General features: G+C 60.3%; 18 protein-coding genes. 6 read left to right on the top strand and 12 right to left on the bottom strand.

The genetic code is table 11. The features are described from left to right. Nucleotides 1–1,104, top strand: a complete 1,104-nt coding sequence (gene recF, locus G5332_RS13525) for a DNA replication/repair protein RecF (protein ID WP_005339305.1) — start codon at nucleotides 1–3, stop codon at nucleotides 1,102–1,104. Further along, entirely contained in the window at nucleotides 1,101–3,512 is a 2,412-nt protein-coding gene (gene gyrB / locus G5332_RS13530; protein ID WP_158114267.1) for a DNA topoisomerase (ATP-hydrolyzing) subunit B, read from the top strand. The genes recF and gyrB overlap by 4 nt, the downstream gene beginning before the upstream one ends. A 103-nt stretch (nucleotides 3,513–3,615) precedes the next feature. On the opposite strand, the gene G5332_RS13535 is transcribed toward gyrB, so the two are convergent. Next, nucleotides 3,616–4,575, bottom strand: coding sequence for a helix-turn-helix domain-containing protein (locus tag G5332_RS13535; RefSeq protein WP_319920837.1), 960 nt, complete (start codon nucleotides 4,573–4,575; stop codon nucleotides 3,616–3,618). Nucleotides 4,576–4,666: 91 nt separating this feature from the next. Continuing rightward, nucleotides 4,667–5,437: an MBL fold metallo-hydrolase gene (locus G5332_RS13540; protein ID WP_421311285.1), complete on the bottom strand. Its 771-nt coding sequence runs from the start codon at nucleotides 5,435–5,437 to the stop codon at nucleotides 4,667–4,669. 280 nt (nucleotides 5,438–5,717) lie between these two features. Between G5332_RS13540 and G5332_RS13545 the strand changes: the two genes are divergently transcribed. Both G5332_RS13545 and G5332_RS13550 read left to right on the top strand, forming a co-directional pair. Beyond that, on the top strand, nucleotides 5,718–6,131 hold the full coding sequence (locus G5332_RS13545; protein ID WP_005339298.1) for an Hsp20 family protein: 414 nt from the start codon (nucleotides 5,718–5,720) through the stop codon (nucleotides 6,129–6,131). 92 nt (nucleotides 6,132–6,223) lie between these two features. Then, nucleotides 6,224–6,664 (top strand): Hsp20 family protein, encoded by a 441-nt coding sequence (locus tag G5332_RS13550; protein ID WP_139735959.1) that lies wholly within the window; start codon nucleotides 6,224–6,226, stop codon nucleotides 6,662–6,664. A gap of 72 nt (nucleotides 6,665–6,736) precedes the next feature. Here the strand turns inward: G5332_RS13550 and G5332_RS13555 are convergent, their stop codons facing one another. Next, complete coding sequence (locus tag G5332_RS13555) at nucleotides 6,737–7,987, bottom strand: valine--pyruvate transaminase (RefSeq protein WP_421311286.1); 1,251 nt, start codon at nucleotides 7,985–7,987, stop codon at nucleotides 6,737–6,739. Nucleotides 7,988–8,279: 292 nt separating this feature from the next. Between G5332_RS13555 and G5332_RS13560 the strand changes: the two genes are divergently transcribed. Beyond that, complete coding sequence (locus G5332_RS13560; protein WP_421311287.1) at nucleotides 8,280–8,513, top strand: hypothetical protein; 234 nt, start codon at nucleotides 8,280–8,282, stop codon at nucleotides 8,511–8,513. Here G5332_RS13560 and G5332_RS13565 read toward each other — a convergent pair. Beyond that, a complete protein-coding gene (locus G5332_RS13565) occupies nucleotides 8,443–9,267 on the bottom strand; it encodes an AraC family transcriptional regulator (protein ID WP_421311288.1) in 825 nt (274 codons plus the stop codon). The genes G5332_RS13560 and G5332_RS13565 overlap by 71 nt on opposite strands. A 92-nt stretch (nucleotides 9,268–9,359) precedes the next feature. On the opposite strand from G5332_RS13565, the gene G5332_RS13570 reads away from it, so the two are divergent. After that, entirely contained in the window at nucleotides 9,360–10,487 is a 1,128-nt protein-coding gene (locus G5332_RS13570) for a multidrug effflux MFS transporter (protein WP_421311289.1), read from the top strand. Nucleotides 10,488–10,491: 4 nt separating this feature from the next. On the opposite strand, the gene G5332_RS13575 is transcribed toward G5332_RS13570, so the two are convergent. The 8 genes from G5332_RS13575 to G5332_RS13610 form a co-directional block, all read right to left on the bottom strand. Next, on the bottom strand, nucleotides 10,492–11,175 hold the full coding sequence (locus G5332_RS13575) for a response regulator (protein ID WP_047439862.1): 684 nt from the start codon (nucleotides 11,173–11,175) through the stop codon (nucleotides 10,492–10,494). Then, entirely contained in the window at nucleotides 11,175–13,763 is a 2,589-nt protein-coding gene (locus tag G5332_RS13580; RefSeq protein ID WP_005355773.1) for a sensor histidine kinase, read from the bottom strand. The genes G5332_RS13575 and G5332_RS13580 overlap by 1 nt, the downstream gene beginning before the upstream one ends. Before the next feature lie 126 nt (nucleotides 13,764–13,889). Further along, a complete protein-coding gene (locus tag G5332_RS13585) occupies nucleotides 13,890–14,417 on the bottom strand; it encodes a potassium-transporting ATPase subunit C (protein ID WP_042054362.1) in 528 nt (175 codons plus the stop codon). 62 nt (nucleotides 14,418–14,479) lie between these two features. Further along, nucleotides 14,480–16,537, bottom strand: a complete 2,058-nt coding sequence (gene kdpB / locus G5332_RS13590; RefSeq protein ID WP_421311290.1) for a potassium-transporting ATPase subunit KdpB — start codon at nucleotides 16,535–16,537, stop codon at nucleotides 14,480–14,482. A 67-nt stretch (nucleotides 16,538–16,604) separates the two neighbouring features. Then, entirely contained in the window at nucleotides 16,605–18,299 is a 1,695-nt protein-coding gene (gene kdpA, locus G5332_RS13595; RefSeq protein WP_421311291.1) for a potassium-transporting ATPase subunit KdpA, read from the bottom strand. 359 nt (nucleotides 18,300–18,658) lie between these two features. Continuing rightward, nucleotides 18,659–20,008 (bottom strand): glutathione-disulfide reductase, encoded by a 1,350-nt coding sequence (gene gorA, locus G5332_RS13600; RefSeq protein ID WP_421311292.1) that lies wholly within the window; start codon nucleotides 20,006–20,008, stop codon nucleotides 18,659–18,661. 76 nt (nucleotides 20,009–20,084) lie between these two features. Beyond that, nucleotides 20,085–22,052, bottom strand: coding sequence for an ATP-binding protein (locus G5332_RS13605; RefSeq protein WP_421311293.1), 1,968 nt, complete (start codon nucleotides 22,050–22,052; stop codon nucleotides 20,085–20,087). Nucleotides 22,053–22,170: 118 nt separating this feature from the next. Next, a complete protein-coding gene (locus G5332_RS13610; protein ID WP_216952542.1) occupies nucleotides 22,171–25,251 on the bottom strand; it encodes a multidrug efflux RND transporter permease subunit in 3,081 nt (1,026 codons plus the stop codon). Between the last annotated feature and the right edge of the window lie 9 nt (nucleotides 25,252–25,260).

Here is a 25,260-nt window from a genome sequence, read left to right on the forward strand (position 1 = left end):
GTGTCCCTGGTCAAACTCCAGCTCAGCGACTTTCGCAATATCCAGCAAGCCAGTCTCAAGCTGTCGCCCGGCCTCAACATTCTGGTCGGGTGCAATGGCAGCGGCAAGACCAGTGTGCTGGAAGCCATTCACTACCTTGGTCTGGGGCGCTCCTTTCGCACTCATTTGACCGGGCGGGTCATCCGCCAGGGGGAGAGGGCCTTTACCCTGTTTGCCCAGTGCGAGCTGGAGGGGCGTCAGGTACCGATCGGTCTTGCCAAAGACAAGAGTGGCGAGACCCAGCTCAAGATTGCCGGGGCACAGGCCCAGCGGCTTGCCGATTTGGCGGAGCTGTTGCCGGTGCAGTTGATCCATCCCGATGGTTTCAACTTGCTGACGGGCGGGCCTCAGGCTCGCCGCGCCTGGCTCGATTGGGGTGTCTTCCATCAGGAGCCGACCTTCTTTGCCCTGTGGGGACGAGTGCGGCGGCTGCTGAAACAGCGCAATGCGCTGTTGCGCCAGAGCACCCAATACCGCCAGCTGGCGTTCTGGGATCAGGAGTTGGTGCGGCTGGGTGGTGAGCTGGCCGAGTTTCGCGCCAGTTATTGTCAGGCCATTACGCCCCTGATCAAGGAGATGACGGCGGATTTTCTGCCGGAATTCGATATCAGTCTCGGCTTTTACCGGGGCTGGGAGAAAGATACTCCCCTCGGCGATCTGCTGGAGGCGGGGTTTGAGCGGGATCGGGCGCTGGGCTATACCGGTGTCGGTCCACAGAAAGCCGATGTGCGTCTCAAGGCGAACGGGGTGCCCGCTCAGGATATTTTGTCCCGGGGTCAGCTGAAGTTGCTGGTCTGCGCCATGCGACTGGCCCAAGGGCTCTATTTGAATCAACATAGCAGCCGTGGCTGTATTTTTTTAATTGACGATTTTGCCTCTGAACTGGATGTCGACAAGCGCCGCTTGCTGGCCGCAAGGCTGAAGCAGTGTGCGTCCCAGGTGTTTATCACCGCCATCGACACCGGTCAGCTCGCAGACATGATGGATGCGAATGACTGCAAGTTGTTCCACGTGGAACAGGGTAAAATCTCCGAAACGTTAGAGAAGGCAGAGAGTAAGCTATGAGTGAAAATACTTACGACTCCTCGAATATCAAGGTGCTGAAGGGCCTGGATGCGGTCCGCAAGCGCCCGGGGATGTATATCGGCGATACGGATGATGGCTCGGGTCTGCACCACATGGTGTTCGAGGTCGTCGATAACTCCATTGACGAGGCGCTCGCTGGCTACTGCTCCGATATTCAGGTCAAGATCCATTCCGATGGCTCCGTCTCCGTGCGCGATAACGGCCGTGGTATTCCGGTCGATATTCACCCGGAAGAGGGCCGATCCGCTGCCGAAGTCATCATGACCGTGCTGCACGCTGGCGGTAAGTTCGATGACAACTCCTACAAGGTTTCCGGTGGTCTGCACGGCGTCGGCGTCTCCGTTGTTAACGCGCTCTCTGACAAGCTGCTGCTGACCATTCGTCGTAACGGCCACGTCTACGAACAGACCTATCATCTGGGTGAGCCGCAAGCGCCGCTCAAGCAGATTGGCGACAGCACCGGCACCGGTACTGAAGTTCGCTTCTGGCCGAGCCCGACCATCTTCAGCGACACCCTGTTCCACTACGAGATCCTGGCCAAGCGCCTGCGCGAGCTCTCCTTCCTCAACTCCGGTGTTTCCATCCGTCTGATGGATGAGCGTGACGGCCGTGAGGCGCACTTCTGTTACGAAGGCGGCATCAAAGCGTTCGTTGAGTACCTGAACCAGAACAAGACCCCGATCCACCCGAAGGTGTTCCATTTCACCACCGAGCAGGATGGTATCGGCGTTGAAGTGGCGATGCAGTGGAACGACGCCTATCAGGAAGGGGTCTACTGCTTCACCAACAACATCCCGCAGCGGGATGGTGGTACTCACCTTGTTGGCTTCCGTACCGCACTGACCCGTACTCTGAACTCCTATATGGACAAAGAGGACTACAGCAAGAAGGCCAAGTCTGCCGCCAGTGGCGACGACGTGCGTGAAGGTCTGATTGCCGTTATCTCCGTCAAGGTGCCGGATCCCAAGTTCTCCTCCCAGACCAAGGACAAGCTGGTCTCTTCCGAAGTGAAGACCGCCGTTGAACAGGCGATGGGTGAGAAGCTGGCTGACTTCCTGCTGGAAAACCCGGGCGATGCCAAGATCGTGGTCAACAAGATCATCGATGCGGCCCGTGCCCGTGAAGCGGCCCGCAAGGCTCGCGAACTGACCCGCCGCAAAGGCGCGCTGGATATCGCCGGTCTGCCCGGCAAGCTGGCTGACTGTCAGGAAAAAGACCCGGCTCTCTCCGAACTCTACATAGTGGAAGGGGACTCTGCTGGCGGTTCCGCCAAGCAGGGTCGCAACCGGAAGAACCAGGCCATCCTGCCGCTCAAGGGCAAGATCCTGAACGTAGAGAAGGCCCGTTTCGACAAGATGATCTCCTCCCAGGAGGTGGGCACCCTGATCACCGCACTGGGCTGCGGTATCGGTCGCGACGAGTACAATCCGGACAAGCTGCGTTATCACAACATCATCATCATGACCGATGCGGACGTCGATGGTGCGCACATCCGAACTCTGCTGTTGACCTTCTTCTATCGTCAGATGCCGGAAATTATCGAACGTGGCTACGTCTACATCGCCCAGCCGCCGCTCTACAAAGTGAAGAAGGGCAAGCAGGAGCAGTATCTGAAAGACGAAGACGCGCTGCTGCAGTACCAGACCGCCATGGCGCTGGACGGTGCCACCCTGCACGTCAACGAGTCTGCCCCGGCCATCGGTGGCGAGGCACTGGAGCGTCTGGTCAACCAGCACCGCTCGGTGACTCACCTGATCACCCGCATGTCTCGTCGTGCGCCGGAAGCCGTGCTGACCCAACTGATCTATCAGCCGGAGTTGAATGAAGCGCTGCTGAACAGCGAGAGCGATCTGCTGGCCTGGTGTCAGGGTATGGAAGCCGTGCTCAACGAGAGCAACCACGGTATCCAGTACCAGATCCAGGTTCGTCGTGACGAAGAGCGCAGCCTGTACGTGCCGCACGCCGTGGTACGTCAGCACGGTGTTGATCGCGAATATCCGCTCAGCTACGACTTCCTGCAATCCTCCGAGTACCGTCAGCTGGTCTCGCTGGGCAAGGAGATCGCCAACCTGATCGAGGAAGGCGGTTACATCAAGCGTGGCGAGAAGGTCAAGCCGGTCTCCAGCTTCGTCGAAGCGGTCGAGTGGCTGATGGGCGAAGGCAAGCGCGGCATCTACATCCAGCGCTATAAAGGGCTGGGCGAGATGAACCCGGACCAGCTGTGGGAAACCACCATGGATCCGGAAGCCCGCCGCATGCTGCGCGTCACCATCGACGATGCCGTCGGTGCCGACCAGCTCTTCTCCACCCTGATGGGTGATGCCGTTGAGCCCCGTCGTGACTTTATCGAGACCAACGCTCTGCGCGTAGCCAACCTCGACGTCTAATCGACGCTGTCAGCCCGATATAAAAAAGCCGCTCCCTGTGAGCGGCTTTTTGTTTTTGGGCGGAAGGAGTTGCACGTTCCACGTGAAACATCGAGTCTGTGTATCAGTGGTTTTGGCCACGAAAAGATCGTCGCCACTCGCTGGGGGAGATGGCAAAGCGGGCACGGAAGTGATTGCGCAGGGAGGTGGCACTCTTGAAGCCAACCAGCTCGGCGATGCGATCGATGGAATGGCCGCTTACCTCCAGCAGCTCCTGACTGCGCCTGAGCCGTTCCGCCAGCAGCCATTCACCCACCGAGAGGCCGGTTGCCTGATGAAAACGGCGGGTAAAGGTGCGTCTACTCATTAGGGTGAGGTCTGCCAGAGAATCCAGGGTGTGGGGTTCGGCCAGATGGGCACGCAGGTGGTCGAGCAACTGGTTCATCCGGACATCGCGGGTGGAGGCGGGCACCGGCTGCTCGATAAACTGGGCCTGACCCCCTTCCCGGTGGGGCGGGATCACCAGCCGCCGTGCCACCTTGTTGGCGATGGCCGAGCCGTGGTACTGGCGTACCAGATAGAGGCAGCAGTCCAGCCCGGCGGCAGTGCCTGCCGAGGTGACAAGCCCTTCGTCATCCACATAGAGGGCGTTGGTATCGAGCTGCACGCAGGGAAAGCGGTGGCAGAAATCTTGCTCGTACTCCCAGTGGGTCGATGCCTTGCGACCATTGAGCAGCCCGGCGTAGGCGAGCACATAGGTACCGAGGCAGAGCCCGACCAGCCGGGCACCTCTGGCTCTGGCGGCAATCAGGGCATCGAGCAGCGCTGCTGGTGGCCGTGCTGCCGGGTCGTGCCAGAAGGGGATGACGATGATCTCCGCCTCGGCCAGCACCTCCAGCCCATGAGGAGCCTGAATGGTGAATCCTTGCGCCGAGTGTGAATGAGGGTTGCCATCACCGCAGCAGATCTTGAGCTCGAACAGCGGCTGGCCCGGCAGGATATCACCGAAGATGAGGCAGGGGACGGCGCAGTGAAAAGGGCTGAAGTGATCGAAGGTCACCACGGCAACGATCGGGGTGGTCATGGTGTTGGCTCCTCTCTGCGCTCAGACCACTCATCATAATCGTTCGGTAGTGAAAGCCGAAGGGCCATCTCTGGCATGGCCCTCCTGCGGGTCACAGCGATATCGCCTCGCCATCTTCTGGCACCCGTACCCGATCCATCATGCCCCGTTCCGACAGATAGTCGCGCAGCTCTAGGCGTGACAGCACGGCGTGGTTGACCGCCTCCATATGGCTGGCGATCAGCGTGGCTTGCGGTGCGGCCTGATAAACGGCGGCGACATCCTCCTTGCCCATGATGATGGAACCGAGTCCGGGCACCTGTGCATCGCCACAGTTGAGGATGATGACCTCAGGCTGATGCTGTTGCAGGGCTTGCTCGACCGTGGGATGCCAGATGGTATCACCGGCCAGATAGAGGCACTGCTCATCGGGGTGGGTGAAGACCACGCCGCATACCTCTCCCATGCGCTCGCCCAGTACCGCCATCAACTGGTCGCTGCCGTGTTGGCCACCGGTCTGCTGCAGGCGAATGCCGGCAAACTCGGGCTGGTCGCTCAGCAGGCGCACATCCTCAAAGCCACTGGCACGAATGGCATCGGCATCTTTCTGATGTTGTACCAAGAGCGGCAGATGCTTGGGGATCTGGGCTCTGGCGGCGTCATCCCAGTGGTCGGGATGGTCGTGGGTGACGATAACGGCGTCCACATCGACCAGCTCATCGATCGATAGCGGCAGCTCGACCAGCGGATTGCGCAGATGGCTGTTGGCGGTGCCCTCAAAGCCGGGGAAGGCCCACTTGGCAGAGAGCATGGGGTCGATCAGAAAGCGGGTGCCGGCATAGTTGAGCAGCAGGGTGGCGTTGCGAACCTGGGTAATCTTCATGGGATGGCTCCATGTTGGCTGGTGGATATGCAACCAATTATGGGGTGCGGAGCGCATTGCCATCAGTGGCCCACGGGTCGATTATCATCACTATCGGGCCAACTGGTTGATGTGCCAAAGGTCGGTGAGGCCATTTAAAAAATTTGAAAAAATCCCCTTGAAAGGAAAAAGTGAGCCCCTATATAGGTAACAAGGCCGGAATGCTCGACAGAGGTTTCGACCAGGTGCCCGTCCATTAGGAGGGCAAACAATCCGTTATCGCTCACAAGAGGGTAATACTATGCGTTCTATCGACTTTTCTCCACTCTATCGTTCTGCCATCGGTTTCGATCGTCTGGCTAATCTCATCGAATCTGCGGCCAGCAATGGCAATGCCGGTTATCCCCCCTACAACATCGAGCAGTTGGGTGACAACGACTACCGCATCAGCATGGCGGTGGCGGGCTTTACCCAGGAAGAGCTGGAGCTGAGCTTCCAGGAAAATCTGTTGACGGTGAAGGGCAATAAGCAGGCCGACACCGGGCGCAACTATCTCTATCAGGGGATCGCCGAACGTGGTTTCGAGCGCCGCTTCCAGCTGGCCGACTATGTGCGGGTGAAAGGGGCCGACCTGAAAAACGGCTTGCTGCACATCGAGCTGGTTCGTGAGGTGCCCGAGGCGATGAAGCCGCGCAAGATCGAGATCAACGGCTGATAGCCTGAATTCACTGAAATTTTAAAATTTCCCAGGTGCCGATAACGGGCCTGTGGAGAGTTGAACCTGTTGCTTATTAGAAGGATAGGATTATGCGTAACCTCGATTTTTCTCATCTCTATTCCAACGCCGTCGGCTTCGAGCGGATGGCCCGTGAGCTGGAAGGTCTGTTCGAGCAGAAGACCGCCGCTTATCCCCCGTACAACATTGAAAAGCGCGATCAGGATGGCTATCGCATCACGGTCGCCGTGGCTGGCTTCGAGCGCGAAGAGCTGGAGCTGGAGACCGAAAACGGCACCCTCAAGGTGAAGGGGCGCAAAGGGGCTGCGGCCGGTGAGCGTCAGTTCCTCCATCAGGGGATTGCCGAGCGTGACTTCGAGCTCGCCTTCAAGCTGAGCCAGCACGTGGAAGTGCAGGGCGCCAAGCTGGAGCATGGTCTGTTGACCATCGATCTGGCGCGCGAACTGCCGGAGGCGCTCAAGCCCCGCACCATCCCCATCGGCAAACCCGAGCAGCTGGCGCTGCCCGGCTAAGCAAACCGGATCGCGATAAACAATAAAGGCCTGCAGATGCAGGCCTTTCTGTTTTTGGCTGGCCGGACTGACTTAGCCGGCGTAGAGGGCGTTTATTTCATCGGCCAGAATGGCGATGCCGCGGCGAACCAGCTCCTCGCTTTGGGAGTAGTTGAGGCGGATGCACTCCTGGCTGTGGCGCCACTCTGGGTCGTCGATGCCGGGGAAGAAGTAGTGACCCGGCACGATCAGCAGGTTCTTCGCCTTCAGTCGCTCATAGAGCTCCTGACAGTGGATCGGTAAACCCTCGAACCAGAGCCAGAGGAAGAGGGCGCCTTCCGGCTTGTGGATGTGGAAGCGCGGATCGGGGATCGCTTCGCGCAGCAGTTGCACCGCCAGCTCCGCCTTCTGCCGATAGAAGGGTTTCACCACCTGTTCGCTGAGGGCGATGATCTCGCCGCTCTCGATCATCGGGATGGTGATGGCGGGACCCAGACTGCCCGGCGCCAGATTGATGATGCCACTCAGGTTGGTGATTGCCTGAATGATCTTCTCGTCGGCGATGACGATGCCGCAGCGGGTGCCTGGCAGGCCGAGCTTGGAGAGGCTCATGCAGAGGATGGTATTGGCGTTCCAGAACGGCTTGGCCTCGCTGAAGATGATGCCCGGGAAGGGCACGCCGTAGGCGTTGTCGATCAGCAGCGGAATCCCCTTGTCGCGGGCAATCTGGTCGAGGTGTTCGATCTCTTCGTCGGTCAGCACATTGCCGGTGGGGTTGGTGGGGCGGGAGACGCAGATCACCCCTATGTCGTCACCCACCTGCAGGCTCTCGAAATCCACGTGGTATTTGAACTGGCCATCGGGCAGCTTCTCGATGGTGGGCTTGTAGGCCACGAAGTAGTCGTCGGCCAGCGCCGAGTCGGCATAGCCGATGTATTCGGGAGCGAGCGGGAACAGCACCTTCTTCTTGCGGCCATCGGCAAATTCGCCAGCCAGCAGGTTGAACAGGTAGAAGAAGGCATTCTGACTGCCGTTGGTCAGGGCGATATTGCGGGCCGAGATATCCCAGCCCAGCTCCTTGCTGAGCAGGGCGGCCAGCGCCTTGGTGAACCGATCTTTGCCCTGGGGGCCGTCGTAGTTGGCCATCGCTTTCACCAGCTCGCCGTTGTCGAGCAGGCTCTTGGCCTCGGCCTGAAAGCGTTCCAGCATGGCGGGGATGGGGGCAGGATTGCCGCCACCCAGCATGATGGCGTCCGGATTGGTCAGCCCCTGATTGAGGTCATCCATGAGTTGGGTAATACCGGCGTGGCGAGTGAACTTCTCGCCGAACAAGGAAAATTCCATTCGGTGACAGATCCAGAGTCAGTTAGGAAGATGTAGCACCATAGCTCAGTTTAAAAGCGGGTGTCGATCAAAATAGCGGGACGTTCCACGTGGAACATGGTGCAAAAATCAAGCGTGGTTAAAAGTACCAACTGTTGGTTTAAAAATGACCGAGCAGGATGCATTTTGCAACTCAATTTGGTATCGCAAGATGGTGAATTTAAACAAAATCATCATGTTATGTGATTTGTGAAGAGTGGCACAACAATTGGAATAGCTATCTGGTCATCTCAACCATACCGGAGCAAACCAGATGAAAATCCTGATCGCCACCCTGATTGTGAGTGCCCTGAGCCTGAACGTGATGGCCAACGAGAACCCGCGGCCCGAGCTGGAGAGTGCCCAGCTGGAGCAAGATGTGCAGAGCGAGTTGCAACAGGCATCCCACGCCGTGATGCAGGATGCGCTGCACAATCTCAAGCCGCTGGCGCTGGATACCCTGGTGGTGGAGGCGAGCCAGGCTGTGGCGACTCACCCCGAGAGTTGAGGTAGCGCAGGGGGGTCTGTCCCGTATGTTGTTTGAAGAAGCTGATGAAGGCGCTGTCGCTGGAGAACTCCAGCGCAGCGGCAATCCGGCTGATGGGCTCGCTTTCTGCCAGCAGCTCCATGGCGCGCAACAGCCGCCACTGCTGACGCCACGCCTGATAGCTCATGCCGGTCTCCCGCATGAAGATGCGGCCAATGGTCTTGTCACTGGCACCCACCCGCTTGGCCAGCCGGTTGAGCCGATCGGGCAGGGCATCCCCCCGTTTCAACTGCTGTAGCCAGTCGCCCAGTCTGGGAGCGGTCGGCAGCGGCAACTGCCACGACTCCCGCGGTGCCTGCTCCAACTCCTCCATAAACAGTGCCACCGTCCGTTGCTGCTGCTCTTGCGGTTTGTCCCACGGCCAGAGCGCCATCCGTTCGATCAGTTCGTGCAGCAGCGGATTGACTGCCAGCACTTCCACCGTGCCGGGCAACTCGGGGTGCGGCTGGAAGTAGAGGGAGCGGTAGGCAACGACACCGCGCATCAAGATCCGGTGTGCGGTGCCAGCAGGCAGCCAGGCGGCGCGTGTTGGCGGCAGCAGGCAGACCCGGCCTTCCAGCTCCATGGTCATGCAGCCGGATTGGGCGAACAGCAGCTGGTGGCGCTGATGCTGATGCAGGCCCGAGTCGTGCCAGCCGAGGGCGGAGGCAATGCCGATCACGCTGCCCGTCAGCTGGTCGGGGTCAAAAGGGTGATCGGGAAGAATAAAGGCCATATGTCCGATTTTTGATATTTATAGTCCTGCTTATTGTAATCAGACAGTCGGCGTCTCTCTAGAATAGCGACCTCTTATGAAGGAGGTTTGTCATGAACAACAAGTTGCCACCGCTTTGGCTGGTGGTGGGATTGATGATGTTTCCCCAAATTGTGGAAACCATCTACAGCCCGGTCCTGACCCACATCGCCAGCCAGTTTCGGGTGAGCGAAGGGCAGGCATCCCAGACCCTGTCGGTCTATTTTCTGGCGTTTGCGGTGGGCGTGGTCTGTTGGGGACGGCTCTGCGATCTGATCGGGCGGCGTCCCGCCATGCTGGCAGGTCTGCTCACCTATGGCGTCGGCACCCTGCTGGCGCTGCTGGCCAACCAGTTTGAAACCCTGCTGCTGGCCCGGGTTATCTCGGCCTTTGGCGCCGCCGTGGGCTCCGTGGTGACCCAGACCATGCTGCGCGATAGCTATCAGGGCAGCGATCTGGCACGGGTCTTCTCGGTGATGGGCATAGCGCTCTCCTTGAGCCCGGTGCTGGGGCTGCTCAGTGGCGGCCAGCTGGCGAGCGGGTTCGGCTATCTCGGGGTGTTCAGCGGTTTGCTGATACTGGCGGTAGGCTTGCTGCTGGTGACCTGCTGGCAACTGCCGGAAACCCGTCCGGCCACCACCCGGCAAGTCGCACTCTGGCCGCTGGCGTGTCGGATGATGAAGGATGGCGGACTCTGGCGCAGTGCCATGCTGGTCGCCCTGTTCAACACCATGCTGTTTGGTTACTACAGTCTGGCCCCGTTCCTGTTTGCTGGGTTGGGGTTGAGCACCGGCGAGTTTGGCTATTCGGGGATCTTGCTGGCGCTGGCGACTCTGCTCGGCAGCTTGCTCAACAAGCATCTGCTGGGGAGGGGGTGGCTGCCGTCATCTCTGGTCAGGTTGGCTTGCGCTCTGGCGCTGGTTACCGGGCTGCTGGTATGGGCGACTCAGGCCAGCCTCTGGTTCCTGTTGCCCATGATGGGTGTCGTCGTCGCTTTCGGGCTGGCTATTCCCAATGTGCTGAGTCAGGCGCTGCTGGCCTATCGCGAGGTGGCGGGTAGTGCAGGCGCCCTGTTCGGGCTTGGTTACTACCTGCTGCTCAGTCTGGGATTGGCGGTGGCGGCCGGATTGCAGGATCTCGGCCTGTTGCTGAGTGGCTGTGGCTTGCTGGCACTGTTTTGCTGCGGGCGTCGTTCCACGTGAAACGTCAGTTGCCGATAAAACGGTAGCCGATACCTGATTCGGTCTCGATAAGCGTCGGTTGCTGGGGGTTATCCCCCAGCTTTTTGCGCAGACTGGCGATGACGATGCGCAGGTAGTGGGTATCCTCCTTGTGGCTCGGCCCCCAGATGTCGTTGAGCAGCTGGGTCTGCATCACCAGCTTGCCGGGGTGGCACACCAGCGCCTGCAATAGGGCGAACTCCTTACGGGAGAGAGGGATCTCCTCCTCCTTCATGGTCACCTTGTGGCTGCTGACATCAAGCGTCAGGCCGCATTGGGGGAAGTGGCGCCGCTCGCCGCTGCTGACGCCAGCCCGCTGGCGCAACAGCACGCGAATGCGAGCCATCATCTCGCCGATGCCGAACGGCTTGCTCATGTAGTCGTTGGCACCGGCATCCAGCAAGCGCACCTTCTCCTGCTCCGAATCGCGGGCCGACAACACCAGCACCGGATTGGGGTGGTGCTCGCGAATGGCCTGCAACACCTGAATGCCATCGCCATCCGGCAGACCGAGATCGAGGATCACCAGATCGGGGTTGAGGTGGCGATACTGCTCCAGCCCTTCATTGACCCCCACCGCTTCGCTCACCTGATGCCCCTCGGCAATCAGGCTGATCCGCAGAAAGCGACGGATCGCCGCTTCATCATCTATGACCAGAATGTGCGCCATCAAACCTCCGGTGAATTGAGTGCGAGCGGCAGGGAGATGCGCATGCAGGTGCCGTTGCCATTGGGGCCGGAGAAGGCCCAAATCTTGCCGCCGTGGGCCTCTATCATAGCGCGGGAAATGGCGAGGCCAAGCCCGGTGCCGCGGCTGCCGCAATCGCCAACCGGCTGGGTGTAGAAGAGGTTGAAGATCTTCTCCCGATCCGATTCGGCGATACCGACCCCGATATCGATGATGTCGATGATGAGGTCGGGTTCGGCCACCATCACCTTGAACTCGATAGGGGTGCCAGCCGGCGAGTAGCGAGAGGCGTTGTCGAGAATGTTGACCAGCACCTGCTCGATCAGGGCGCCGTGCACATAAAGCTGGGGCACATGCTGATCGAAATGGACCAGCAGCTTGTGCTGGCGCCAGGAGGAGTCGAGCCGCTTGCGGGCGCTCTCCACCAGATCCGCCAGATCGACCCAGTCCCGTTTCAGCTGGAAGTCGGGGGAGCCGATGCGGGTCATATCCAGCAGATTCTGCACATAGCTGTGCAGGCGGCGCGCCTCCTCCTGCACCGAGTGGAGCAGTTCGTCGCGGTCTTCGGCGGGGATCCGGTCACCATATTCCAGCAGGGTGCTGCCGGCACCCATGATGGTGGCCAGCGGCGTCTTCAAGTCGTGGGAGACCGAGGAGAGCAGGGCGGCCCGCATCCGGTCTGTTTCCGCCTGCAGCTGGCTGTCGGCCAGCCGCTCGTTGAGGTCGATCCGCGCCAGCGCGGCGCGAATGTCGGTGAGCAGCGCCTGCAGCTGATGTTCGGCAGAGGAGGAGAGCGGATTGGCCAGCGTTATACCGATCACCAGGTCATCGCTGAGGTGGTGATACTGCGCCTCGGCGGCATTGAGGGTGGCGGTGTGGGCACCGGCGCTCTGCTTCTGGGCCAGACACCAGTCGATGGCCGCCTTGTCGGTCTGCCCGGGCCTGTGCTTCTCGTTGCCGAGCCGATCGTTGAACTCCTTGTCGATCACCACGGTCGGCTGGCCGAGCGCCAGCGAAATGGCCTGGGCACCTTGTCTCAAAACCTCCTCCGGGCTGCTGGCAGTGGCCAGCCCCTGACTGAGGGAGAGCAGGGCATTGCCCAGCTGCTGGGTCTCTCGCAGACCGATCAACTGCTGGCGCTGACGGGAGGCGAGCCGCCCCGCCGTCATGCCGACGATAAGCAGCACAAACAGGGTGAGCAGATCGCTGTGGTTGGCGACGCTCAGGGAGAAGTAGGGGGCGGTGAAGAGCAGATTGTGGGCGATAAAGCCCAGCACCGCCGCCAGCGTGGCGGGTACCAGGCTGGTGGTGAGGGCCGTCGCCAGCACCCCCAGCACGAAGATGAGCGGCAACGCTGCGGGTGGTAGCCAGTAGGAGAGCCCCCAGGCGGCAGCCGAGGTGATCCCCATGATGGTCACCGCCAGCAGGCTGTGGTGAATATCCTTCGGGGTCGGGACGCGCATCCCCACTTCGGGCTTCTGCTTCTCGGTATCGACCAGCGTGATTTCGAGCCCCTGCGCCTGCTTGAGCAGGTGCTGCACCAGCGAGCGGCGCCATGGCGCCTTGTGAGGTTTGCCGAGCAGCAGCTGGGAGACCTGTTGCTGTTCGGCGGTCTCCAGCAGGGTGTTGGCGACCGCCGGACTGGAGAGCGTCAGCACCTTGGCTCCGAGGTGAGAGGCGAGCGCCAGCGCCTGCTCCACATCGGCAGAGCGGCGGCCATTGCTGTCGACATGCACCACCAGCCAGGGAAGCTGGCGGCGCTGGGCAAAGCGGTGGCCGTAGCGCACCAGCGCCGAGCCGTGCAGGTCACCGAGACAAACCATCAGCTTGCCCCGCAGCGGCAAGGTGCTCTTGCCTGCAGCCTGCCACTGCAGTTGCAGATCGCCCTCCACATGGCTGGCGGCGGTCTGCATCGCCAGCTCCCGCAATGCGGTGAGGTTGTTGAGGGAGAAGAAGGATTGCAACGCAGCCTTGGCCTGATGGGGCACATAGACCTTGCCCTCCTTGAGGCGGCCGAGCAGCTCTTTGGGGGGCAGGTCGATCAGCACCAGACTGTCGGCTTCCAGCAGCACCTGATCGGGCAGAGTCTCTTTCACCCTGACCCCAGTCAGCTGCCACACCAGATCGTTGAGACTCTCCAGATGTTGCACGTTGAGGGTGGTGTAGACGTCGATCCCGGCGTTGAGCAGCTCCTCCACATCCTGCCAGCGCTTCTCGTGGCGGCTGCCGGGGGCGTTGCTGTGGGCCAGCTCGTCCACCACGGCGATGGCCGGTTTGCGGGCGAGCAGGCCGTCGAGATCCATCTCTTCCAGTCGCTGCTGGCGGTGCATGTGGATCTTGCGCGGCATGATGGCGAGCTTGTCGAGCAGAGCCAGTGTTTCCTGACGGCCATGGGTCTCCACCACGCCGATCAGGATGTCGACCCCCTCTTTGGCCTGTTCCCGCACCGCCTGCAGCATGGCGTAGGTCTTGCCGACGCCGGGAGCGGCCCCGAGAAACACCTTCAGCTTGCCCTTGTGCTCCTGTTCGAGGCTCGCCAGCAGGGCGTCGGCCCTTACCTCATCACGCATCCCCATGCTCCTGCATCAGACTCGTCAGCAGGGCATCAGCGCTTGCTACATCAGCCATTGTTATCCCTATCGAGCCAACTGCCCGTTTCGAAAATCGAGGTCATCACCAAACCGGAATGGGCGCCATCAGGCGCCCTTTTGATGATCGAGTTGCAGATTCAGCTGGAGAATGTTGACCACCTGCGGGCCAAGGATACCAGCTTGTGTGGCCGACTTGACCTGCTCTGTCAGTTGGGCGGGATCCAGTCCACGTTCTTTGGCGACGCGGTCGACCTGAGCCAGCACCGCATCCAGCGGCAGGTGGGGATCGAGGCCGGAGGCGGAGCGGGTCAGCATGGCGGGGGAGCGGGTTCCAGGCTGAGCCTTGGCTGCCTGTTCGGCAAACTCTGCCCGCAGCGGTGAGCTCATCCCCAGATTGCTGGCGCTGCCGCCTATGGTGTTGAAATCGCTGGCTGAGGGGCGGGGATGGAAGTAGTCAGCTCGCTCGAATTTCTGCCCCAGCAGGGCGCTACCGATCAGTTGCTGTTTGCTGTCGGTGAGCTGGCTGCCGTTGGCCTGCCAGGGGAAGAGCAGCTGGGCCAGCCCGGTCACCGCCAGCGGATAACCCACGCCCAGCAGCAGGGTCAGGGTCAACAGGGTTCTGATTGCTATCATGATTCTCTTGCTCCAAAAGGATGGCTGGGGATGCGGGTCTGACCCGCATCCCGGTTATGTCGTTACACCAGACCCAGGCCGGTAATGACCAGATCGATCAGCTTGATGCCGATAAACGGCACCAGCAGGCCGCCGACACCGTAGATCAGCAGGTTGCGGCGCAGCAGGCTGGCGGCCGAGCCTTTCAGGTCGACACCGCGCAGTGCCAGCGGCACCAGCGCCACAATGATCAGGGCGTTGAAGATGATGGCCGACAGGATGGCGCTCTGCGGGCTGCCCAGCTGCATCAGGTTCAACGCGCCCAGTTGCGGGTAGGCGGCGATGAACAGGGCTGGCAGGATGGCGAAGTACTTGGCCACGTCGTTGGCGATGGAGAAGGTGGTCAGGGCGCCACGGGTCACCAGCAGCTGTTTGCCGACCAGCACCACATCCAGCAGCTTGGTGGGGTTGGAGTCGAGATCCACCAGATTGCCCGCCTCCTTGGCGGCCTGGGTACCCTCGTTCATGGCCAGACCCACATCAGCCTGTGCCAGCGCAGGTGCATCGTTGGCACCGTCGCCGCACATGGCGACCAGACGACCATCGGCCTGCTCCTGCCGGATATAGGCGAGCTTCTTCTCCGGCGTCGCTTCGGCGATGAAGTCATCCACCCCGGCTTCGGCGGCGATGGCTGCGGCGGTTTTCGGGTTGTCGCCGGTGATCATCACGGTGCGGATCCCCATGTGGCGCAGGATCTGGAAGCGAGCCTTGATACCGGGCTTGATGATGTCCTTGAGGTAGACCACCCCCAGCAGTTTCTCCTGCGTGCAGACCAGCAGCGGAGTCCCACCCTGACGGGCGATGCTGTCGACTGACTTGAGCACCAGCTCAGGTACCGCCTTGCGGTCGAGGCTGAGGTAGTTCAGCACGGCATCTACCGCACCCTTGCGATATTGATGACCGTTGCGATCCAGTCCGCTCAGCCGGGTTTCGGCGCTGAAGGGGATCACCTTGTCGCTCTCCAGCTGACTCGGCTTGGCCATGCTCTTGCTGGCCAGAGTCAGGATGGATTTGCCCTCCGGGGTGTTGTCACCCAGCGAGGCCAGCATGGCCGCTTGTGCCAGCAGGGCTGGGTCGACGCCCGGTGCCGGGATCAACTCGTCGGCCATCCGGTTGCCGAAGGTGATGGTGCCGGTCTTGTCCAACAGCAGGGTGCGCACGTCACCGGCCGCTTCCACGGCACGGCCAGACTTGGCGATGACGTTGAGCTTCACCAGTCGATCCATACCGGCAATGCCGATGGCGGAGAGCAGGCCGCCGATGGTGGTCGGGATCAGGGTGATGAAGAGAGCGATCAGGTAGAGACGCGGTACCTGGGTGCCGTTGTAGTCGAGGAACCAGGGCAGGGTGGCGACCACCAGCAGGAAGATCAGGGTCAGACCCACCAACAGGGCATCGAGTGCCATCTCGTTGGGGGTCTTCTGGCGCTTGGCCCCTTCCACCAGTGCGATCATCCGATCCAGCGTGCTCTCGCCCGGATTGTTGCTGACGCGCACCCAGATCTCGTCGGAGACGACCGTCGTGTTGCCGGTCACGCCGCTGCGGTCGGTACCCGACTCGCGGATGACGGGGGCGGATTCGCCGGTGATGGCGGCTTCGTTGACCGAGGCGATGCCGGCGATTACTTCACCGTCGGCAGGGATCATCTCGCCGCTGCGTACCAGCACCAGATCACTCTTCATCAGGCTGGTGGCGGGTACCCATTCACCCTGACCATCTTTGGCATTCGCCACCCGGCGGGCCTTGAGCTGGCTCATACCAGCTTTCAGGCTGTCGGCGCGGGCCTTGCCGCGCCCCTCGGCCAGGGTTTCCGCGAAGTTGGCAAACCAGAGAGTCAGCCAGAGCCAGGCGGTCAGCTGCCAGGCCAGCGAGGGGGCAACCCCCGAGAAGGGCTGCCCCAGCAGGGACTCCACGGTCGCCATGACTGCGGCCAGCCAGAGGGTGAACAGGATGGGACTGCCAAACAGCGCCTTGGGATTGAAGCGATAAAGGGCCTCAACCATTGCCTGGGTGATCTGTGATTTCTGTTTGTTGCCCTTCACCAACATGGTGTCGGTGCTCATTGCAGTGGACTTGCTCATTGGAAAGCTCCCAGCATCAGATAGTTGGCCATTGGCATCCGGATGGTGATCGACAGGGTCAGGTTCATCAGAATGCACCTCCGATCAGACTCAGATGTTCAGCCACCGGGCCCAGTGCCAGCACCGGCAGGAAGGAGAGGCCACCTATCAGTAGGACGGTGATAATCAGCAGGGCAACGAACAGCGGGCCGCTGATGGGGAAGTCCCCTTCGCTCGTCTCCTGACGGGGCGCACGGGCCAGCTGACCGGCGATGGCCAGTACCGGAATGATGTAGCCGAAGCGACCGAGCAGCATGGCCAGACCGATGGCGATGCACTGCCAGTTGTCACCGGCGGCAAAACCGGCGAAGGCGGAGCCGTTGTTGCCGGCAGCCGAGGCGTAGGCATAGATGAGGCGTGACAGACCGTGCGGGCCATCATGGCCGATGATGGTGCTGGCATCCGGCATCAGCAGGGTGACACCACCGATCACCAAAACACCCACCGGCATGACCAGCATGCTGGCGACCACCCACTTCATCTCGGTGATACCGAGCCGTTTGCCCAGATAGGTCGGGGTACGTCCCACCATCAGGCCGCACAGGAACACGGTCAGCAGCACGAACAGCATCATGCCGTAGATACCGGAGCCGACCCCGCCGAAGATGACCTCACCCAGCAGCATGTTGATCATGCCCACCATGCCGCCGAGCGGAGTAAAGCTGTCGTGCATGGCGTTGACGGCACCGTTGGAGGCGGCAGTAGTCGCCACTTCCCAGATGCTGGAGAGCACAGGGCCGAAGCGGCTCTCCTTGCCTTCCCAGTTGCCAGTCATGTTGCTGGCGTCAGTGATGAGTTGGGCGAGGGTGTGATCCGGTTTCAGCTCCTGTGAGAGGGAGACGAAGAGCCCCAGCATCAGCATGAGGGTCATGGCACCGAGAATGGCGCGGCTGTGGGCCATGTCCTTCACATAGCGGCCCAGAGTAAAGACCATGGCGGCGGCGATGGTGAGCAGGGCGACCATCTCCAGCCAGTTGGAGAGGGCTGTCGGGTTCTCGAACGGATGTGCCGAGTTGATGCCGAAGAAGCCGCCGCCGTTGGAGCCAAGCTGCTTGATGGCGATCTGCGAGGCCGCCGGGCCGAGGGGCAGCAGCTGCTCCTGACCCTCCACACCCTGGAACGGCAGATAGGCGGAGAGGCTTTGCGGAACACCTTGCCATACCAGCAGCAGCGCCATGATCAGCGCGATGGGTAGCAGCACATAGAGGCAGAAACGAACCAGATCCTGCCAGAAGTTGCCAAGGTTGATGGTCTGCTGACGGGCGATACCGCGGAACAGGGCAATGGCGACGGCAGCGCCCGTCCCTGCGGAGACGAAGTTCTGGGTGGTCAGCCCCACCATCTGGCTGAAGTAGGAGAGGCTGGCCTCACCGGAATAGGCTTGCCAGTTGGTGTTGGTCATAAAGCTGACTGCGGTGTTGAAGGCGAGTTGCCAGCTCAGACCCGGCAGTTGTTGCGGGTTGAGGGGCAGCAACCCCTGCGCCATCAGGATCAGGAACAGCAGACCGAAACCGGCGCCGTTGAAGGCCAGCAGGCTGAGGGCGTAGGACTTCCAGTCCTGCTCCCGTCCATCGGTGCCACAGCAAGCCAGCGTGGCGCGCTCGACCGGTGCCAGCCAGCGGATTTTGCCTTCAAATACCCGGTAGATGTAGTTGCCCAGCAGCGGTGCCGGCAGCAGAACCAGCAGCACGAAGGCCACCGGATAGATAATTTCTTGCTGCATATAGGTAGTCCCTCACTCGTGACTGCGCGTGAGTGCGCGCATCAGATAGGCCATCAAGGCGAGGACGAGCAGCAGATATAGCCAATTCATATCGACTCCATTGAGATAATTAGCTGCGAGAGCCGATGTAAGATCATATCGACTCTGTTGGTGTCATTGACGCTGAAAAGGGTATGTAAAACAGGCGTAAAGGTGCCATAAAGCGCCATGTGGCAGGCGTAAAATCGGCGTAAAGAACGACGGATTTGCGAGAGAAATGGCGAGGAGTGATCAAAAAACCCGGCCTGAGCCGGGTTTGGGTGAAGGGGTTACATGGCTGTAGACGCCGGCTGCTCGTGACAGGCCAACTTCATCTGCCCTTAGCGCATAGTGACGAACTCTTCCGCGCTGGTCGGATGGATAGCAACGCAGTTGTCGAAGTCCGCCTTGGTGGCCCCCATCTTCATGGCGACGCCAAAGCCTTGCAGGATCTCGTCCATGGCAAAGCCGATACCATGCAGACCGACCACCTTCTCTTCCGGGCCGACACAGACCAGCTTCATCCGGGTGGGCTGGCGATGCTGGGTCAGTGCCGAGTACATGGCGGTGAACTGGCTGCGGTAGACCTTCACCTGGTCCTCGCCGTATTCGGCGATAGCTTCAGGTTCGGTCATGCCGATGGTGCCGATGGGCGGGTGGCTGAACACCACGGTCGGCACCAGATCGTAGTTGAGGTGCTCGTTCGGCTTGTTGTTGAACAGCCGTTCGGAGAGGCGACGGCCCGCAGCGACGGCCACCGGGGTGAGCTGGATGCGACCCGTGTTGTCACCCACTGCATAGATGTTGGCGACGGCGGTGTTCTGGAACTTGTCGGTCGGGATAAAGCCCTTCTCGTCCAGCGCGATTCCTGCGGCAGCCAGATTGAGGTTGTTGGTAGCCGGTACCCGGCCGATGGCCCAGATCAGGCAGTCGACGGTGAGATGGCGACCATCTTCCAGTTGCAGGGTCAGGCTGTTGTCTGCGTTCTTGAGCACGGCTTTGGGAATGGCGTGGGTGTGCAGCTTGGGCCCTTCCTGCGCCATGATTTCGACCAGTGTCTCGTGGATCATGGGGTCGAAGTTGCGCAGCGGCGCGTGCTTGCGCACCACCAGATGGGTCTCGGAGCCGAGCGCCTGCATCACCCCGGCGATCTCGACTGCGATGTAGCCAGCACCCACTACGGCAACCCGCTTCGGTTGTGCCTGCAATTCGAAGAAACCGTCGGAGTCGATACCCAGCTCGGCACCCGGGATGGCCGGAATTTCCGGGCGGCCACCGGTAGCGATCAGGATATGATCGGCCGTGTAGTGCTCGCCATTAACCTCGATGGTGTTGCTACTGACGAAGCGGGCGAAGCCCTTGATGACGGTGATCTGGTTCTTGCCCAGCACGTTCTGATAGGACTGGTGAATGCGGCCTATGTAGGCCTGGCGGGACTCGACCAGCTTGGCCCAGTTGAAGTGGTTGAGGGTGGTGTCAAAGCCGTAGTCGGCGCCATATTTCAGGGCATCGGCGATCTGGCCTGCATACCACATGGCCTTCTTCGGTACGCAGCCTACGTTGACGCAGGTTCCACCCAACTCTTTGGCTTCAATCAGGGCAACTTTCTTACCGTACATGGCAGCCCGGTTGGCAGAAGCAATACCGCCGCTGCCGCCGCCGATGGCGATATAGTCAAAATGCTGTGCCATTGCGAGGTTCTCCGCTCATTAAGAATGCAATCACAGCATGATGGGGATAAAGCGGCTGGCTCACAAGAGCCAGCGCTCAGTTATGTTGGATCGGCAGGCGAATATGGAACTGGGCGCCCTGGCCCGGTTCGCTGGCACAGCTGATACGGCCTTTCAGCAGTTGCACCACCAGGTTGTAGATGATGTGGGTGCCCAGACCGCTGCCACCCTGACCCCGCTTGGAGGTGACGAAGGGATCGAAGATGCGCGGCAAGATTTCGGGCGGGATGCCGCGGCCGTTGTCCGAATAGTCGATAAACAGCTCCTCTCCCTGCTGTTCCACCTTGATGGTGATCTTCTTCGGTTTGTCCCAGCTGTCGAACCCGTGGTTGATGGAGTTGAGGATCAGGTTCGAGTAGATCTGGGTAAAACTGCCCGGGAAGGAGAAGATCGACAGCTTGGGATCGCACTGGATATCCACTTCGCACTGGCTCTTCTTCAGTTTGTGGCCAAGCGAGACCACCACCTGATGGAGGTTGTCGGCGAGACTGAAGTTGTAGCGAGCTTCCGATGACTGGTCGACCGCCACCTGCTTGAAGCTGGCAATCAGCTCGGAGGCGCGCCGCAGGTTGCTCTGCAGCAGTTGCATCGATTCGTCGAGGTTGACGGTGAACTCGTTGAGATAGGAGCGCGACAGCTGCTTGGAGTCGATATGAGACTTGAAGTCGGCGACCCGCTCTTGCAGGTAGGAGGAGGCGGTCACGCTGATGCCGATCGGAGTGTTGATCTCGTGTGCCACCCCGGCTACCAGCGAGCCGAGGGAGGCCATCTTCTCCGACTCCACCAGAGTCTGCTGGGCCTGTTTCAGGTCGTCGTACGCTTTGCCGAGCTGGTTGTTGGCTTCACTCAGGCTGCGGGTACGTTCCACCACTTTTCCTTCCAGCTGCTCATTGAGCTGGATAATCTCCCGCTCGACCTTTTTCAACTGGGTGATGTCGTAGCCGAACCCGATCTGGTACTTGAGGTTCGGCCCTTCATAGAAGGGTACGAAGGTCCACTGCAGCACCAGCTCGTGGGCCTGCTGGTCATGCATGATGACCTCTTTGTCTGCCAGTGACCCCTCTTCGTTCAGGATATTGTTCAGCTCTTCCCGCTGGGTCGGGCTGACGAAGAGATCCAGCCAGTTGTGCTGGAGCAGCTCCTGCTGGTGGTAGCCGGTCAGCAGTATGGCTGCCGGGTTGATGCTGGCGATGGTCAAGTCTGGTTCCATGCAGCAGATGACCATGTTGGCGGAGTTGATCAGGGTGGCGGAGAAATCCCGCTCCTGTTGCAGTTGTTCCACCGCCTGATGACGAGCGACCAGCTCGTCACGTAGCCGGGTGCGCATCTGGTTGAGGGTGGAGACCAGGGTATCCAGTTCGTCGGGTTTCTTGCGCGGCTGCGGGCGGCCTTCCAGCTCCAGCGCCATGTCGAGCCGATCGAGGTTGAACTTCTGGGCGTAGTTGGCGATGCGGTTGATGTGCCTGACCACCAGATAGTAAATGATGATCAGGATACAAAATGAGACCACCAGGGTCTTGATGGTCTGGCTGACCATGATCAGCACTGACTTCTCAATCAGACGCTGGTAAATCTGCTCCAGCGACGCGGCGACAAACAGCTTGCCGACAATTTCCCCCTGATAGGTGAGATTGAACTCCTGGGAGATGTCATAGCTTTCCCGTTCTACTCCCTGGGTCAACAGTGGCACTTCGGAGTTGCCGAGCATCTCCTTGACCATCACAAACTGCATGTTGGGCAGGTTCATGATCCCTTCGATCTGCACTTTGACCTGCTCCTCATCGAGGTTCCACAAGCTGGCGGCAATAGGTTGCAAAAAGGAGGCTTCGATCTGGCCGATGCTGTCTTCGATGACGGCGACATCCTTGCGGTAATCCCAGGCGAGTTGCAGCACCGTAATGATCATCGCCAATACGGTACTACACACCAGAATATAGGAGAGCAGGCGGTATGAGAGTCCGTTGCGGCCTACGGCCTCGGCGGTCTTGGAGATGAGTCCTGACATGGCGTCCTTGCGGTCTGGATGTTGTGTTTTTTAGTTTAACTGCTTCATGGACTTATGTCGTCTTTCCTGCGAACCATAAAAAAGGCCCCGTATCGGGGCCTTGGCAAGTGATTGATGATCAGTGTCCGCCGTTTGCCTTGGGCGGAATGGTTTCATCGAATACCGGCAAGGGTTTGTGCTCGGAAGCCAGATAGGTGTAGATCACCGGCAGTACGAACAGGGTGAACAGGGTACCGATGGCAAGGCCTGCCACGATGACGATACCGATGCTGAATCGTTGTGCTGCACCGGCGCCTGCGGCGTAGAGCAGCGGGATCAGACCGGCAATCATGGCGGCGGTGGTCATCAGGATCGGACGCAGACGCACCTTGGCGGCTTGCATCACGGCTTCCATCCGGTTCATGCCGCGCAGCAGCTGCTCTTCCTTCGCTACTTCACAGATCAGGATGCCGTGCTTGGTAATCAGACCCACCAGGGTGATGAGGCCCACCTGGGAGTAGATGTTCATGGTCGCCAGTCCCCAAGCCAAGGCAATCAAGGCCCCGCTGATGGCGAGCGGTACAGAGACCATGATGACCAGCGGGTCACGCACCGACTCGAACTGGATCGCCAGCACCAGGAAGATGATCGCCAGTGCCAGCGCGAAGGTGGCATAGAGCGCATTGCCTTCGGTGACGAACTGACGGGCTTCACCCATGAAGTCGTAACGATAGCCTTGCGGCAGCTTCTCGTCGGCGGTGGTCTGGAACCAGTTGATCGCATCACCCATGGCCACACCCGGAGCCGGAACGGCACCGATAGTGGCGGAGTTCAGCTGGTTGAAGTGGGGCAGGGCGCGGGGCTCGCCAACCACTTCAATGGTGATCAGGCTGCCGAGCGGGATCGACTTGCCATCTGCGGCCCGCACGTAGTAGCCCTTGATGGACTCCGGATTGAGACGGTATTTGCGCTCGACCTGCGGGATCACCTCGTAGGAGCGGCCATCCAGGTCGATACGGTTGACGTAACCGTCCGCCATCATGGTGCCCATGGTGATACCGATATCCTGCATGGTGATGCCGTAGGCACCCGCCTTGTCCTTGTCGATGCGGATCTTCATGGTGGCGGAGTCGTAGTTCAGATCGAGATCCGAATAGACGAACTGACCGTTACTCTGCGCCGCGGCCAGAATTTCACCGGCCACCAGGAACAGGCTTTCGAAGCTGTTCGGGGTGGTGATGACGAACTGGATCGGCAGACCACTCGATGCTCCCGGCAGTTCCGGGAACTGGAAGGTGGTGATGGCCATACCCGGGATGTCTTTCACCAGATTGGCGACCCGATCCAGCACCTCTTTCTGGCTCGCTTCACGTTGGCTCCAGGGCACCATGGAGGCGATACCGAACGCCTGGTTGGCGTTGAACACCCCTGAGAAGACCTGGGAGAAGGCGATCTCGGGCTGCTCGTCCAGGATCTTGTTCACATCCGCCATGGTGTTTTCGATGTAGTCCAGGTTGGCGTTGGACGGTGCGGTACCCAGCACGGCCATTACCCCCTTGTCCTCTGACGGTGCCAGTTCGCTCGGGATGAACTTGAACAGCAACGGCAGGCTGGCGAACACGATGACGGCGAACACCACGATGACGGGGCGCTTTTTCATCACGGCGTGCAGCATGCTGTCGTAGCGATCGGTCATCCGTTCCAGCAGGTGGTGGACCGTGCTCTCGAATTTGCCCGGTTGCTCGTTGGCCTTGAGCATCTTGGAACACATCATCGGTGACAGGGTCAGGGCGATGATGCCCGAGACGAACACGGCACCTGCCAGGGTCAGGGCAAACTCCTTGAACAGGGAGCCGGTGATACCCCCCATCAGGGCGATAGGTGCGTATACCGCCGCCAGGGTGACCGTCATGGCGATAACCGGCACCGCAATTTCACGGGTACCGATAATGGCGGCCCGGAACGGCTCTTCACCTTCTTTGATATGGCGGTCGACGTTCTCCAGCACCACGATGGCGTCATCCACCACCAGACCGATCGCCAGCACCATCGCCAGCAGGGTCATCAGGTTTATCGAGAAGCCGAACATATCCATCATCATCACCACGCCGATAAGACTGAGCGGAATGGTGATGATCGGGATGATGACCGCGCGGAACGAGCCGAGGAACAGGGTGATGACCACCAGAACGATGGCGGCTGCCTCCAGGATGGTCTTGATAACCTCGTGGATGGACTCGTTGATCGCCACGGTGGAGTCATACATCACGTTGAGACGCATGGTGCTCGGCATATTGCGCTCAAGGCTCGGCAGCAGTGCCAGCACATCGCGGGCGATGTTGATGGGGTTGGCTGTCGGGGCGGCGTTGACCGCCATGACCACGGCTTCGCGACCATTGGCGCTGGCACGATAGACATCGTGACTCTTCTCGAGGGTTACCTTGGCGATGTCCGCCAGACGGATCACCTTGCCGTCGCGGGTAGCCACCACCAGTCGCTTCAGCTCGTCGACATCCTTGACCTGGGTCTCGGCATTGCCATTGAACAGGGTGAAGTAACCGGTCGCCTGACCTGTCGCGGACTGATAGTTGTTGCTGTTGAGCACCGTCATCACGTCGCTGGCAGTCAGGTTGAAGGCCGCCATCTTGGCCGGATCCAGCCATACCCGCAGGGCAAACTCGACACCGCCGTAGAGGTCAACCTTGGAGACCCCGCCGACAGTAAAGAGCTGCGGCTTGATAACCCGCTCCAGATAGTCGGTGATCTGGCTGGAGTTGAGCTCCGGGCTGGTAAAGCCGAGGTAGAGCACCGCCGTGGTTGAACCGGTGGAGGAGGTGACCGAGGGGTCTTCCGCCTCTTTCGGCAACTGAGAGCGCACCGAGTTCACCTTCGCCAGGATGTCGGACAGCGCGGCGTTGGGGTCGGTATTGAGCTTCATGTATGCAGTGATGGTGGAGCTACCCAGCTGGCTGGAGGAGGTCATGAAGTCGATGTTGTCGGCTTGCGCGACCGCCTGTTCCAGCGGCTGGGTGATGAACCCCTGGATCAGATCAGAACTGGCGCCATAGTAGCCAGTGCTGACGGTGATCACCGTGTTGGTCACCTCGGGGTATTCCCGTACCTGCATCTTGAAGATGGCCTGAAAGCCCAGCAAGGCGATCAGGAAGCTGAGCGAGATCGCCAGCACAGGCCGTTTTATAAATATGTCAGTAAATCGCATCGCAGATCT

This window comes from Aeromonas sp. 603757 (genome assembly GCF_049171255.1).
In the GTDB taxonomy this organism is placed as follows: Bacteria; Pseudomonadota; Gammaproteobacteria; order Enterobacterales; family Aeromonadaceae; genus Aeromonas; species Aeromonas veronii_A.